Source organism: Micromonospora sp. NPDC003944 (assembly GCF_053605225.1).
Window position 1 is genome coordinate 12927 of the sequence record NZ_JBSGIV010000024.1, and the last position, 13789, is coordinate 26715.

Genomic DNA, 13789 nt, shown 5'->3' on the forward strand with positions numbered 1-13789 from the left:
GCGCCTGCCAAGGGGCGCGCACAGGGCGCGCTCAGCGCACGAGACCTGCCAGGTGTGGTCGGCCGCGGGAGTCGTGCACGGTGAACCCGCCGTCCGGCAGGAGCGCGAAGCTCACCGTGCTCGGCAGCGGCACGGACAGCTTGAAGGCGACCTCGACGGTGTACGCGTCCGGCAGGCGGGCTTCCAGTGCGGCCAGGCAGCGCGCCTTGCTCCACATGCCGTGCGCGATCGGCCGGCGGAAGCCGAACAGCCGTGCCCCGAGTCGGGAGGTGTGGATCGGGTTGTGGTCGCCGGAGACCCGCGCGTACGCCCTACCGACGCTCGGCTCCACCCGCCACCGGGCGGTGGCCGCCGGCGCGGCGGGACGTTCGCCCCGGTCGCCCCCGCCCGCCTCACGCTCCCGACCGAGGTACGTCGAGACGCCGCGCCACACCTCCTCCCCGTCGACCGAGCCGACAAGCACCACGTCCACCTGCCGCCCCCGGTCGTGTGGGCGCAGGTTCTCCGCGTACGCCGTGAAGTCGAGGGTTTCGTCGGCGGTGATCGGGCGGTGCGTGGTGATCCGGTTGCCGACGTGCACCAGGCCGAGCAGCGGGATGGGGAAGTCCGGCGCGGTCATCAGATGCAGCGCCAGTGGAAAGCCCATGACGTGCGGAAACGTAGCGGGCAGTCGATCGCTGAGCCGGAACCCGCAGACCCGGTCGTAGTCGGCCAACTGCGCCCGGTCGACAGTCACCCCGCCCACCGTCACCTCGACCGCCGGCAGGTCGGGCCCGCGCCGCCCGCCGCCGAGGCCCGGTAGCGCACCGAGCAACGCCCGTCGGTGCAGCGGCCCGGCCGCCGGCATCCGGGGCAGTTCGACACGGCTGCGGGTGCCCATCACGCCCCCAGCAGGCTCTGGCCGCACACCCGGACCACGTTTCCGCTCACCGCGCCGCTGGCCGGCCAGGCCAGCCAACCGATCGTCTCGGCGACGTCCACCGGCAACCCGCCCTGGGCCAGGCTGTTCATCCGCCGGCCCGCCTCGCGGACGACAAGCGGGATGCGCGCCGTCAAGCGGGTCTCGATGAAGCCGGGAGCCACCGCGTTGACGCTGATCCCGCGCTCCCGCAGGGCCGGCGCGAGCGAGTCGACGAGCCCGATCACGCCCGCCTTGCTCGTGGCGTAGTTGGTCTGCCCCCGGTTGCCGGCGATCCCGGCGATCGAGGAGACCGAGACGATCCGTCCGCCGGCCGGGATCAGCTCCCGCTCCAGCAGCACGTCGTTGATCCGCTCCTGGCTGGAGAGGTTGACGTCGATGACCTGGTCCCACCTGTCGGCGTCCATCCGGCCGAGCGTCTTGTCCCGGGTGATGCCGGCGTTGTGCACCACCACGTCGACCCGGCCGTGCCGGCTGTCCAGGTGCTCGGCGAGCCGGGTCGGCGCATCCGGCGCGGTCAGGTCGAGTTGGACGGCGCTGCCGCCGATGTCGTTCGCCACCGCCGCCAGGGCGTCCCCGGCGGCCGGGATGTCCAGGGCCACCACCCGCGCACCGTCGCGGGCGAGCACCTTCGCCAGCGCCGCGCCGATCCCCCGCGCGGCGCCGGTGACGAGCACGACCTGCCCGTCAAGCGGTCGGTCCCAGTCGGCCGGGGCGCTCGTCGTGCCGCTGCCGACCCGGATGACCTGCCCCGACACGTACGCGGACCGGCCGGACAGCAGGAACCGGAGCGTCGATTCGAGGCTCGTGACGGTGCCGTCGTCCGTGGCGTCTCCGCTCACCTGGACGAGTTGCGCTGTGGTGCCGCGACCGAACTCCTTGCCGATGCTGCGGACCAGCCCTTCGAGGGCACGCTGGGCGGTCGCCTCGCGGGGGGCCGCGCACTCCTGCGGCGGCCTGCCCAGCACGATCACCCGCCCGCTGGGCAGCACGGCCCGGGCCTGCGGGTGGAAGAAGTCGTAGAGCTGGCGCAGGTCGGTCGAGTCGGTGATCCCGCTGGCGTCGTACACCAGGGCACCGAAGCGGTCCTGCGGGCCGGCGGTGCCGGTGTCGCGCAGCTCGACCCCGGCGGTGGTCAGGATCCTGGCGACCGGCTCGGCGAACCGGCCGCCGGTGGCCGCGCCGAGCAGGGCCGGGCCGGGCAGCAGAGGGTCGCCGGGGTGGTGTCGGCGCAGTCGGGGCGGATCGGGCAGCCCGAGGCGCTTGACCAGCGCGCGGCCGGCGGCCGATTGGACGAAGCTCGCGTACCTGTCGGTCATGGGCGTAGCCTACTGGCGAGTAGGGTTCGAGCAACACATGTCGAGGAGGCGGATCGTGCAGAGCATCCGGCGGGTCGCGGTCATCGGGGGCAACCGCATTTCCTTCGCCCGTTCCAACTCCCGCTACGCGGACGCGTCGAACGCTGACCTGCTCGGCGCGGCGCTCGACGGCCTGGTCGCCCGCTACGGGCTTGCTGGGCAGCGCATCGGCGAGGTGGTCACCGGCGCGGTGCTCAAGCACTCCCGGGATTTCAACCTCACCCGCGAGGTGGTCCTCGGCTCCCGGCTCGACCCCCACACCCCGGCGTACGACATCCAGCAGGCCTGCGGCACCGGCCTGGAGGCGACGATCCTGGTCGCCAACAAGATCGCCCTCGGCCAGCTCGACGTGGGCATCGCCGGCGGTGTCGACACCACCTCCGACGCCCCGCTCGCCGTCAACGAGGAGATGCGCCGCACGCTGCTCAAGCTCAACGCGGCGCGTACGCTCGGTGAACGGCTCAAGATCGCGGCGAAGCTGCGCCCACTGCAACCGTTCAAGCCGGAGATCCCGCGCAACGCCGAGCCGCGTACCGGTCTGTCCATGGGTGACCACGCCGCCCAGACCGCCCTGCGGTGGCAGATCGACAGGCGATCCCAGGACGAGCTGGCGCTGCGCTCGCACCAGCGGCTCGCCGCCGCGTACGACAGGGGCTTCTTCGACGACCTGATGACGCCGTACCTGGGGCTGACCCGCGATGCGAACCTGCGCCCGGACACCAGCGCGGAGAAGCTCGGCTCGCTCAAGCCGGTCTTCGGCACCCGCGGCCCGGACGCCGAGCAGGCCACCATGACCGCCGGCAACTCGTCGCCGCTCACCGACGGCGCGTCCACGGTGCTGCTGGCCAGCGAGGAGTGGGCGGCGGCGCACCGCCTGCCGGTACTGGCCTGGTTCAGCTGGTCGGAGACGGCGGCGGTGGACTTCGTGCACGGCGACGAGGGGCTGCTGATGGCACCCGCGTACGCGGTGCCCCGGATGCTTGCCCGCGCCGGGCTGACGTTGCAGGACTTCGACTACTACGAGATCCACGAGGCCTTCGCGTCGCAGGTGCTGGCCACCCTCGCCGCCTGGGAGTCGCCGGAGTTCGCCAAGGACCGGCTCGGGCTGGACGCGCCGCTGGGCGCGATCGACACCGACCGGCTCAACGTGAACGGATCGTCGCTCGCCGCCGGGCACCCGTTCGCCGCGACCGGCGGACGGATCGTCGCCACGCTTGCGAAGCTGCTCGCCGAGAAGGGCAGCGGGCGCGGGCTGATCTCCATCTGCGCCGCCGGTGGTCAGGGCGTGACAGCGATCCTGGAGCGCTGAACGGGCCCTCGTACGGCGACGCCCGCCGGACCCGGGGGTCTGGCGGGCGTCGATCCTGCGGCAGGGCTCAGCCGAGGGTGAACTTCTCCCAGGTGCTGATGGATGGACCGTTGGCGATCAGTGGCTTGCTGCCGGCGCCGTCGGCGCTGGCGTACCTGTTGTTGATGGTGGCCTTGAAGCTGACCGTGCCGTCGCTGTTGCGGACCATGGTGAACCGTTCCCAGGTGCTTGCCGTCGGGGCGTTCGCGATCAGCGGCTTGGCGCCCGCGCCGTCGGCGGAGACGAAGCGGTTGTTGACGCGGGCGAGGAGGCCTACCTGCCCGTTGCCGAGATCGACCACGTCGAACCGCTCCCAGAGGCTGGCGGTGGGAGCGGAGGCGATCAACGGCTTGCTCCCCGCGCCGTCGGCGCTGACGAAGCGTCCGTTGATCTGGGCCTTCAGGGATCGGTTCGCGTCCGGTACGACGACCTGGAGGAACTTCTCCCAGGTGCTGATGGTGGGCCGGCTGGCCGTCATCGGGAGGGTGCCACTGGGATCGGCGGTCACGTAGTTAGCGGTGATGGGGGCCTGGAGGCTGATGGTGCCGTCGCTGTTGCGCACCAGCGTGAACGCCTCGCGGCTGTCCACGAGCGTGCTCTTCGCGGTCAACGTGGTGTTGTCGAGGTCGGAGATGGCGAGGTAGCGCCCGACCGCCCGGGAGAAGAGCGCGACCTTGCCGTCACCGGCGTCCGTCAGGTCGAACTGCGCAATGGTGCTCGGTTCGGCCTGGTTCGGCAGGAGCCCGGAGCCGGTCTGGTAACTCACGTAGCGGCGGTTGGACTGGGCGCGCAGGCCCACAGTTCCGATCGGCCGCAGCATGCTTACCTGCTCGTTGCGGGTCGTCGACCGACCGTCGGTGCCGGTGACCTTGACGTTCACGAGGTAGCGGTCCGTCTTCGCGTACACGTGCGAGGCGATCGGGCTGGCCTGGGTGACGACGCTGCCGTCGCCGAACGAGAACTCGTAGGACGCGATCGGGTTGAGGCCGGGGGTGGACGCGGACGCGTCCACGGTCACCGAGCGCGCTCCGAGATTCAGGGTGAGGTCGAACAACACCACCGGGGCCCGGACGGTCTCCACGGCCCCACGGTCTGCGTAGGTGACCGGGCCGGCACCGGTGTTCGGCACGGCCGGGTCGTCGACGCGCGGCCAGCCGGCTCGGTCCAGGGTCGGGTAACCACGGGCGGCCGAGTTCGCCGAGTCGATGACGTCCCGGGTCTGTCCCGTCTCGCGGTCGTGCGCGGCCTGGCCGGACGCGGTCCGGAACGCGGCGAGACCCATCCGGGTGTTCCAGGCGTAGATCACCGGTGAGTTGTCGTAGTAGTGGTGGGCGTTGTTGTAGTCGACAGCCGTCTTGCCGACTGCCCCGCCGTAGACGCCGATCTCGACACCGTCGAGGAACGCCGGGTCGCAGTAGCCCTGGTTGAAGTAGCCGTTCGTGATCAGCACGTTGTTCTGCACGGAGACGCCGGACGAGGCCCCGTCGACGCGGATGCCGTCGCGGCAGCGGTCCTTGATGGTGTTGTTGGTGATCGCCGTGCCGGTGCCGCCGTTGTTGTGCACCCCGTGGCCACGGCCACCGTCGATCTGGTTGTTTGCCACCACCGTGTCGACCGCGCCCGCCCCGACGACGACCGCTGCTCCGGTGAAGCCGCTGACCTTGCTGTCCAGGATGCTGACCCTCGGCCCGTCGACCCGAATGCCGACGCCTCCGGTGGCTGTCTGCCCCCCAGGGCTGCTCAACACGTTCGCGGACTTGACGATCACGTCGCTGCTCGCGGCGTCGATGGTGATCCCGGTGGCCAGAGACGCGCCACTGGCGTTGATCTGCGTCAGCGTCGAGGTGGTGACGCCGGCCAACTGGACGGCGGGCGCGGTCGAGGCGGCGTCCATCGCGAAGTTGCCGCCATGGACGGTGATCCGTGAGGAGTTGCGCAGGTCGAGGCCCGGCAGGCTGGCGGCCGACCCGTCGACGCGGAGATGCTGGAGTACGACATCGTGCTGGCCGTTGATCACGAAGCCGGCCGTCGCGCCGATCAGGGTTGCCACGGCGTTGGTGAGGAAGGTGACCGGCTGCTCGGGCGTGCCGGACACGGGGATGGTGACGCGTTCCCGGTAGTTGCCGCCGCCGACGTCCACCGTCTGGCCGGCGGTGACCACCGCAGCCGCGGCGCTGATGGTGCAGAACGGCTGCGCCAACGTGCCCGGGAACTGGTCGGAGCAGCCGGTGGCGGCGTTCTGCCGGACGTAGAGCGTCGCCGGAGCGTCCGCCTGGGCGGGCAACGCGGTGCCCACCAGGGCACCGCCGGTCAGCACGACGGTCACGAAACTGGTGCGGAAGGATCTACGCATGCTGGCCTCGAAGATGAGGAGGATCCGGCGACGCCGGAATCAGACAGGGCTGATCTTGCATGACCATCAGTTGGGACGCCGCCCCGGGTGACAAAACGGCCATCCGCTCGTACCGACGGGCGTGCGTGGACGTTCACGTCCTGTTCAACAGGAGGCCGACCGCCCGTGAGGTTGCCGGGTAACGGTGACCGTCCGCACCCTGCGCGAGGTGCGTTCGATGCCACCTGCGTCCGGAACGGGGCCGGTAAGTGTTGGTGCTGTCTGTCGTCATTCCGATGTACAACGAGGCCGCGGTCATCCCGGCCCTGATCGCCCGGCTGCGTCCGGTGCTCGACGCGCTGAGCGTCGACTACGAGGTGGTGGCCGTCGACGACGGCAGCCGGGACGACACCGTCGCGGTGCTGTTCGGCCAGGCGCGGAACTGGCCGCAACTGCGCCTGGTCCAGCTTCGTCGCAACAGCGGACACCAGGCGGCACTCACCGCCGGGCTGCACCGCGCGCGCGGGCAGTGGGTGGTCAGCCTCGACGCCGACCTGCAGGACCCGCCGGAGACGGTCGCCGAGATGCTGCGGGTGGCGTGCGAACAGGGCGTCGACGTGGTGTACGGCGTACGCGCCGACCGCAGCACGGACACCGTGTTCAAACGGCGCACCGCGCAGCTCTACTACCGACTGATGCGGCGGCTCGTCGGTGCCGACGTGCCCGCCCAGGCCGGCGACTTCCGGCTGGTCAGCAGGGACGTCGTCGAGACGTTGCGTCAGCTGCCCGAACGCACGCCGGTGTACCGGCTCCTGGTGCCCGCGCTCGGCTTCCCCACCGCTGAGGTGCGCTACTCCCGGGAGGTTCGGGCGGCCGGCGAGACGAAGTACCCACTGCCCCGGATGATCGCGCTCGCCTGGGACAGCATCGCCAACTTCTCCGCAGCACCGCTGCGTCTCGCCACCTGGCTCGGCGCGGTCAGCTTCCTGGCCTGTCTCGGCCTCATCGGCTTCGGCGTCGTAGCGTACCTGCGTGGTCTGACCATCCCGGGCTGGACCTCGACCTTCGTGGCGGTCCTGCTCCTCGGCGGCGTGCAACTGGTCTGTCTCGGCCTGCTCGGTGAGTACGTCGGGCGAATCTACGCGACCGTGCAGGGTCGACCGACGTACCACGTCGGCGCGGACTCGGCGGACACCGAGCTGACCTCCCCGGTCCCCACCGCAACGGTGAGCAGCGTCCGTGGCTGACTCGCGACAGCTGATGGAACGACAAGCCCCGGCACCCGCGCCGCAGCCAGGCCAACGGTCCGCCGGGTCGCTCGGCTCCACAGTGGTCGTGGCACTGCCCTGGTTGGTGCTCCTCGCCGCGCTGCCGGTCGCCTGGTGGCACACCGACGTGCCCGCCGCCGACGTACTCCGGTACGTGGCGTACTGGTCGTTGGCCCTGGTGCTGCCCGGCACCTTGGTGCACCGGGCGGTACGCGGTGGTCGCGGCAACCTTCCGGAGGACCTGGGCTACGGCGCGGCCACCGGCCTGCTCCTCGAACTCGGCGCCTGGGCCGCCGCCGCGACCACCGGTCAGCAGCACCTGCTGCGCTGGTGGCCGGTACCCCTGGTGCTGGCCTTCGTGGCCGTACCCCGGCTGCGCCGGCACTGGCGGGTCGGGACCCGCCGGCCGCTCCCGCTCGCCTGGCACGTGGCGGTCGGCGCGGTGCTGCTGCTGGTGCTGCTCTGGTCCGTCGCGCAGTGGCGTCTGGTGCCACTCCCGCCGGTGGACCACACCTACTACCAGGATCTGCTCTACCACCTGTCGCTGGTCCAGGAGCTGACCCGGGACCTACCCTTCCAGCTTCCGCAGATGGCCGGTGAGCCGCTGCGCTACCACTACCTGTCCGACGCGCACATGGCCGCCGGCAGCATGATCACCGGCATTCCACCGGCAACGGTCCTGCTCCGGCTGTGGCTGGCGCCGGTCGCCGTGGTCACCGTGCTCGTCACCGCCGGCCTGGCCCGGGACCTGACCGGCCGCTGGTGGGCGGGCCCGGTGGCGGGGGCGGCGGCTGGCCTCGGAATGCCGGTGGCCGTCAACTCGGCCATCGCTGACGGCTCCTTCGCGTTCTCCTTCTCCAGCCCGTCCCAGACGTACGTCCTGCCGCTGCTGGTGCTGCTCGCCGGCATCTGCGTCGACGCCGTACGCGGGCGGCCGCTCGGCGTGGCCTGGGCTCTGCTGCCGGCACTCGGGCTGGCCTGCGCCGGTTCCAAGTCCAGCGCACTGCCGCCGCTGATCGCCGGCGTCGGCGTGGCCGCCGCCGCCATCTGGTGGCAGCAGAAACGGCGGGTGCCCTGGCCGGCGCTCGCGACGGTGCTCTTGCTCGTGGTGCCGATGGGCGTCGGTTACCTCCTCTTCGCCGGCGGTGGGGCGGGCACCCTGACCCCTCAGGCGTTCGCGTTCCTGCACGCCATGCCGCAGTACCGGGAGACCATCGGCGCGGGCGACGGGGTACGCGGCGGCGGGCTGCTGCCGTTCGGTCTGGGCCGGGCGGGGGCGTCCGGTTGGCTGCTGACACTCGTCCTGCTCGGTTGGTGGCTGCTGGTGCAGCTGCCCCGGCTCATCGGCGTGCTGGTCCTCGCCGGGCCGCGTCGTGCCGACCCGGCACCCTGGCTGCTGTCGGGTGCGGTGCTCGCCGGCGCGGGCGGCATCTGGACCCTGCACCATCCGTCGCTGAGTCAGGTCTACTTCTGGCTGGACGTGCTCCCGTTCGGCGCCGTGCTGACCGTGTGGCTGCTCACGCTCGTCCGGCCGTCCTGGCCGGTGGCGGTGTCCGCCGCGGCGCTCGGCGTGGCGTCGTCCTTCCTCGTGCCCGTGATGCCCCGACCGGCCGCGACCATAGCCGGTTGGATGGGCGTCCTCACCCGGTCGTACCTGCGGCTCGCGGTCCTTCTCCTGCTGGCCGCGCTCGTGGCGGTCGGAGTTCGTGCCCTGCTGCGCCGTCGAAACGGGGACGCGGGCGGGGGCGGGCGGCGGCGGGTCGTGGCGGTGGCGGTGGCCGGCGTCACGGCGGCGCTGCTGGGCGCGAGCGTCGCCCGGGGCGTCGATGGCGCCGTCCGGTACGCCCAGGCCGCACCGGGGCTGCCCGCGCCGGTCGCGCAGCCGTCCACCGTGACGGCGGCCGAGATGCGGGCCGCGCTGTGGCTCGACGAGCACGCCGGGGACGACGACGTGGTGGCCACCAACGTGCACTGCCGGCCGGTGCCGACCACGGCGCACTGCGACGCCCGCGCCTACTGGGTGACCGGGCTGGGTGGGCACCGGACGGTGGTGGAGAGCTGGGGCTACACCGACGCCGCCCTCGCCGCCCACGGCCGGTGGGGCCTCGGCTACGTCCGGCAGGATCCGCCGGACCCGGCCCGGTTCGCGCTCAACGAGCGGGTCTTCCGTGCACCCACGGCCGCCGACCTGGACCGGCTGCGCACCGACTACCGGGTCCGGTGGCTCTTCGCCGACACACGGGCCGGCGAGGTGTCGCCCGCGTTGGCCGGGCTGGCCCAGGTACGCCTCGTCTCCGGCAGCGTCACGGTCTACGAGCTGAGCTGACGGGGCCCTCGCCCGGCGACGCCCGAGCCAGCCTGACCCGCCCCGGCCTGCTGGCCGGACCTGCCGCGGGGTAGGAGACAATGAGGCACGTGACGACGATCCCCAACGTGCTGGCCAACCGCTACGCCTCGCCCGAACTTGTCGCCCTCTGGTCGCCGGAGGAGAAGGTCCGGATGGAGCGGCGGCTCTGGCTCGCCGTCCTCCGCGCTCAACGCGACCTGGGTGTGCCGGTGCCGGACGGCGTGGTCGAGGCGTACGAGAGGGTGCTCGACCAGGTCGACCTCGCCTCGATCGCCGAGCGGGAGCGGGTCACCCGGCACGACGTGAAGGCCCGGATCGAGGAGTTCAGCGCGCTCGCCGGGCACGAGCACGTGCACAAGGGGATGACCTCCCGGGACCTCACCGAGAACGTCGAGCAGCTCCAGGTGCGCGCGTCCCTGGAGCTGATCCGCGACCGGGTGGTGGCCACCCTGGCCCGCCTCGCCTTCCTGGCGTACGAGCACTCCGAGCTGGTGCTGACCGGCCGGTCGCACAATGTGGCGGCGCAGGCCACCACGCTGGGCAAGCGCTTCGCGTCGGCGGCGGAGGAGCTGCTGATCGCGTACGAGCGGTTGGAGGAGCTGATCGCCCGCTACCCGCTGCGGGGGATCAAGGGACCGGTCGGCACGGCCGCCGACCAGCTCGACCTCTTCGACGGCGACGCCGACAAGGTCGCCGAGTTGGAGCGTCGGGTCGCCGAGCACCTCGGCTTCTCCCGGGTACTGGACAGCGTCGGGCAGGTCTATCCGCGCTCGCTCGACTTCGACGTGCTGGCCGCGCTGGCCCAGACCGCCGCCGCGCCGTCGTCCCTGGCCACCACGATTCGGTTGATGGTCGGCCAGGAGTTGGCGACCGAGGGCTTCAAGCCGGGTCAGGTCGGCTCCAGCGCGATGCCGCACAAGATGAACACCCGCTCGTCGGAGCGGGTGAACGGCTTCGCCGTGATCATCCGGGGTTACCTGTCGATGGTCGGCGAGTTGGCCGGCGACCAGTGGAACGAGGGGGACGTGTCCTGCTCGGTGGTCCGGCGGGTGGCCCTGCCGGACGCGTTCTTCGCCGCCGACGGGCTGTTCCAGACGTTCCTCACCGTGCTGGACGAGTTCGGCGCCTACCCGGCGGTGATCAACCGGGAGCTGGAGCGTTTCCTGCCGTTCCTGGCCACCACGAAGATCCTTGTCGCGGCTGTCCGTCGGGGTGTCGGTCGGGAGGTCGCCCACGAGGTGATCAAGGAGCACGCGGTCGCGGTGGCGCTCGCGATGCGCGAGAAGGGCGCACCGGAGAACGACCTCTTCGACCGTCTGGCGGCGGACGGCCGACTCGGCCTGTCCCGCGCCGACATCGACACCCTGGTCGCCGACCGCAACGCCTTCGTCGGCGCAGCCCAAGCCCAGGTAGCAGCGGTAACGAGCCGCATCACCAAGGTCGTAACGGCCCACCCCGAAGCCGCCACCTACACCCCACCCCCCATCCTCTAACCCCCACCCCCACCCCCACCCAACCCCACCCGCACCCCGCCGTCCTGGGTGATCAAGAGGTTTGCGTCATTTTCGATCTCCCTGGTGACCGAAACCTCTTGATCAACACGGGATAGGTGGGTGGGTGGGTGGGTGGGTTGGTTAGTCGCCGGTTGGGGTTTCGGCGGCGGTTCTCAGGTTGGGGGCGCTTGCCGGTTCGGCGATGCCGCCGAGCGATTCGGCGAAGCCCGCGGGCTCGGCGGTCCCGGCGGCCACCGCCGGCTGGTCGGTCGGCATGACCTCGGGCATCTTGGGTACGGCGACCACCGCCGTCCCGTACGCGCAGATCTCCATCCACATCTCGCCGCAGTCCCGGCTGTCGAACCGCATCCCGATCACCGCGTTCGCGCCGAGCCGGAGGGCCTCCTCGCCGAGGCGGGTGACCGAGTCGGTGCGCCACCGGGTGAGGTTGTCCGGGGCCATCGGGTCGTACGCGCCGCCGCGCAGGTTCTTGACCCCTTCGCGGTACGGGTTGCGCGTCCTGGCCATCGATGACACCACCTCACCGAGAATCTGGCGGATCTCGTAGCCGGGCAGTTGCTCTGTCGTCACGACCAGCACGTTTCCGATGCTGTCAGGAGTGGCGCGACCCGATCGTGTGCATTGTTCACCTGATCGGATGCTGCAAAACGGCGCGGCGCGGACGGCCGGCGCGTGGCCGACCATCCGCGTCGAGCCGGGCGCTAACTGTCAGACACCGGCCACCGAGGTGATCCAGGCCCGGTTGTACGCAACGCTGCCGTAGTTCTGGATGCTCGACCCGTCGGCGGTGGAGGCGACGCCGACCTGCTGACCGTTGTAGAACTGCGGGCCACCGGAGTCGCCGCGCCAGGCGTTGCCGTTGATCCGGGTGCTGCGGATCGCCTGGCCGCCGTACGCGTCGGTGACGCTGTTGCTCGTCACCCGGACGGTGGCGGTCTTCAGTTGGGTCGACGCCGAGCAGCCGCTGTAGCAGGTCATGCCCCAGCCGTAGATCGAGTTCGTCGAGTTGATCGGCGGGTTGCTGCTGGCCAGGCTCACCGTGGAGGTGCTGACAGTGCTGGAGAGCCGCATGAGCGCGAGGTCGTAGCGGGTGTAGGTGGCGCTGACCGTGCGGGTGACCCCGCCGGAGGTGCGGTTCACGCTTCCGACGCGTACCGACATGGTGCCGTTGATGCAGTGCCGGGCGGTGAGCACCCACTGGGCGGCGATGACGCTGCCGGAGCAGGTGAACGAGCCGTTGCTGAGCACCGCGGCGGCCCAGGGCGCGGACGAGACGGTCTCGCCGCCGATGATGGGTTGCGGGCCGGCCGGGGCGGCGGACGCGGCGGACGTGACGCCGAGGGCGCCGACCAGCGCGGTGCTGAGCACGGCGAGCAGGGGGCGGATGCGCATCGGGTGGACTCCTTGGACGGGGCGGGCCCGGGGTCGCCGGGTGCGGGTGGGGCGGGCGCCGGGGGTTCCCGTGCACCCGTGAATCGACTTACGTCGATGTACAGTAGGGCCCGGAGTGGCGGTAATCAAGAAGCTGATCCAGATTGATCAATGTAACGATTCGGCCACCTGTCGCGCCGTATATGTCCTGCTGAGGCCACGTGTCGCGCCTGGCGGATCACCCTGAGCGCCGGTAATGTCGATCACTGCCTGAACTGCACCCGGCCGGTGCGTCCGCAGCGATATCTGCCAGGTACGCTGGCTGCGCTCGCCCGTTGTGGGTCGGCACCCAACTGCGTACACAGTCAGGAGTGCCCAGTGCCTCGCGTCGTCGTCGACGTCATGCTCAAGCCCGAGATCCTTGATCCGCAGGGCCAGGCCGTCGCAAACGCGCTGCCCCGGCTCGGCGTCGGTGACGTCGCCTCGGTTCGGATCGGCAGGCGGATCGAGATCGAGTTCACCGGTGAACCGGACCTGGACCGCGCTCGGGAGATTGCCGACAAACTGCTCGCCAACCCCGTCATCGAGGACTTCACCGTCCGCGTTGTCGAGGCCGACGAGACCGCGGACGCCCGCTCGTGACCGCCCGGGTCGGTGTCGTCACCTTCCCCGGCTCGCTCGACGACGGGGACGCGGCCCGCGCTGTCCGGATCGCCGGAGCCGAGCCGGTCCGGCTCTGGCACGGTGACCCGGACCTGCACGGCGTCGACGCGGTCGTCCTGCCCGGTGGGTTCTCCTACGGTGACTACCTGCGGTGCGGTGCCATCGCCCGGTTCGCCCCGGTGATGGAGACGATCGTGGACGCCGCTCAGGGTGGTCTGCCGGTACTCGGCATCTGCAACGGCTTCCAGATCCTGTGCGAGGCGCACCTGCTGCCGGGTGCGCTCACCCGCAACCAGCACCTGCACTTCCGCAATCGGGATCAGGTCCTGCGCATCGAGTCGGCCGGGACCGCGTGGACCAACGCGTTCCAGCCCGGCCAGGAGGTGCTCATCCCGGTCAAGAACGGTGAGGGCTGCTACGTCGCGGACACCGCGACGCTTGACCAGCTCGAAGCCGAGGGCCGGGTGGTCGCCCGCTACATCGGCGGCAACCCCAACGGATCCCAGCGCGACATCGCCGCGATCAGCAACGCCGCCGGCAACGTGGTCGGCATCATGCCGCACCCCGAGCACGCGGTGGAGGCGCTCACCGGCCCTTCGCTGGACGGCCTCGGCTTCTTCACGTCGGTTCTCAAGCACCTGGTCGGGGCGCCGGCATGAGTGCGAGGAG

General features: G+C 71.3%; 11 protein-coding genes. 6 read left to right on the forward strand and 5 right to left on the reverse strand.

Annotated features, from left to right (window positions below; translation table 11 throughout):
• Positions 1–31: 31 nt before the first annotated feature.
• Positions 32–880 (reverse strand): MaoC/PaaZ C-terminal domain-containing protein, encoded by an 849-nt coding sequence (locus ACWER9_RS14355; protein WP_452302272.1) that lies wholly within the window; start codon positions 878–880, stop codon positions 32–34.
• Positions 880–2238, reverse strand: coding sequence for a 3-oxoacyl-ACP reductase (locus ACWER9_RS14360; RefSeq protein ID WP_452302273.1), 1359 nt, complete (start codon positions 2236–2238; stop codon positions 880–882). Before ACWER9_RS14360 ends, ACWER9_RS14355 begins: the two co-directional genes overlap by 1 nt.
• Positions 2239–2293: 55 nt before the next feature.
• Here ACWER9_RS14360 and ACWER9_RS14365 point away from each other — a divergent pair, with 55 nt between their 5' ends.
• Positions 2294–3586, forward strand: coding sequence for an acetyl-CoA C-acetyltransferase (locus ACWER9_RS14365; RefSeq protein WP_452302274.1), 1293 nt, complete (start codon positions 2294–2296; stop codon positions 3584–3586).
• A 67-nt stretch (positions 3587–3653) separates the two neighbouring features.
• Here the strand turns inward: ACWER9_RS14365 and ACWER9_RS14370 are convergent, their stop codons facing one another.
• Positions 3654–5978, reverse strand: a complete 2325-nt coding sequence (locus tag ACWER9_RS14370; protein ID WP_452302275.1) for a PKD domain-containing protein — start codon at positions 5976–5978, stop codon at positions 3654–3656.
• 254 nt (positions 5979–6232) lie between these two features.
• On the opposite strand from ACWER9_RS14370, the gene ACWER9_RS14375 reads away from it, so the two are divergent.
• The 3 genes from ACWER9_RS14375 (at position 6233) to purB (ending at position 11065) form a co-directional block, all read left to right on the forward strand.
• Entirely contained in the window at positions 6233–7204 is a 972-nt protein-coding gene (locus ACWER9_RS14375; RefSeq protein WP_452302322.1) for a glycosyltransferase family 2 protein, read from the forward strand.
• Positions 7197–9551, forward strand: a complete 2355-nt coding sequence (locus ACWER9_RS14380) for a hypothetical protein (protein ID WP_452302276.1) — start codon at positions 7197–7199, stop codon at positions 9549–9551. The genes ACWER9_RS14375 and ACWER9_RS14380 overlap by 8 nt, the downstream gene beginning before the upstream one ends.
• Before the next feature lie 89 nt (positions 9552–9640).
• A complete protein-coding gene (gene purB / locus ACWER9_RS14385; RefSeq protein WP_452302277.1) occupies positions 9641–11065 on the forward strand; it encodes an adenylosuccinate lyase in 1425 nt (474 codons plus the stop codon).
• Positions 11066–11206: 141 nt separating this feature from the next.
• On the opposite strand, the gene ACWER9_RS14390 is transcribed toward purB, so the two are convergent.
• Together ACWER9_RS14390 and ACWER9_RS14395 are read right to left on the reverse strand one after the other, a co-directional pair.
• Positions 11207–11770 (reverse strand): YbjQ family protein, encoded by a 564-nt coding sequence (locus tag ACWER9_RS14390; RefSeq protein ID WP_452302278.1) that lies wholly within the window; start codon positions 11768–11770, stop codon positions 11207–11209.
• 24 nt (positions 11771–11794) lie between these two features.
• Positions 11795–12478, reverse strand: coding sequence for a S1 family peptidase (locus ACWER9_RS14395; protein WP_452302279.1), 684 nt, complete (start codon positions 12476–12478; stop codon positions 11795–11797).
• Positions 12479–12835: 357 nt separating this feature from the next.
• On the opposite strand from ACWER9_RS14395, the gene purS reads away from it, so the two are divergent.
• Both purS and purQ read left to right on the forward strand, forming a co-directional pair.
• Positions 12836–13099: a phosphoribosylformylglycinamidine synthase subunit PurS gene (gene purS / locus ACWER9_RS14400; protein ID WP_350854676.1), complete on the forward strand. Its 264-nt coding sequence runs from the start codon at positions 12836–12838 to the stop codon at positions 13097–13099.
• On the forward strand, positions 13096–13779 hold the full coding sequence (gene purQ, locus ACWER9_RS14405; RefSeq protein ID WP_357348088.1) for a phosphoribosylformylglycinamidine synthase subunit PurQ: 684 nt from the start codon (positions 13096–13098) through the stop codon (positions 13777–13779). The genes purS and purQ overlap by 4 nt, the downstream gene beginning before the upstream one ends.
• Positions 13780–13789: the final 10 nt, after the last annotated feature.

What these genes read in the sequence shown, in the direction of transcription:
- ACWER9_RS14355 (WP_452302272.1), bottom strand. Translation starts at nt 880, where the DNA reads ATGGGCACCCGCAGCCGTGTCGAACTGCCCCGGATGCCGGCGGCCGGG.
- ACWER9_RS14360 (WP_452302273.1), bottom strand. Translation starts at nt 2,238, where the DNA reads ATGACCGACAGGTACGCGAGCTTCGTCCAATCGGCCGCCGGCCGCGCG.
- ACWER9_RS14370 (WP_452302275.1), bottom strand. Translation starts at nt 5,978, where the DNA reads ATGCGTAGATCCTTCCGCACCAGTTTCGTGACCGTCGTGCTGACCGGC.
- ACWER9_RS14390 (WP_452302278.1), bottom strand. Translation starts at nt 11,770, where the DNA reads ATGGTCGGCCACGCGCCGGCCGTCCGCGCCGCGCCGTTTTGCAGCATC.
- ACWER9_RS14395 (WP_452302279.1), bottom strand. Translation starts at nt 12,478, where the DNA reads ATGCGCATCCGCCCCCTGCTCGCCGTGCTCAGCACCGCGCTGGTCGGC.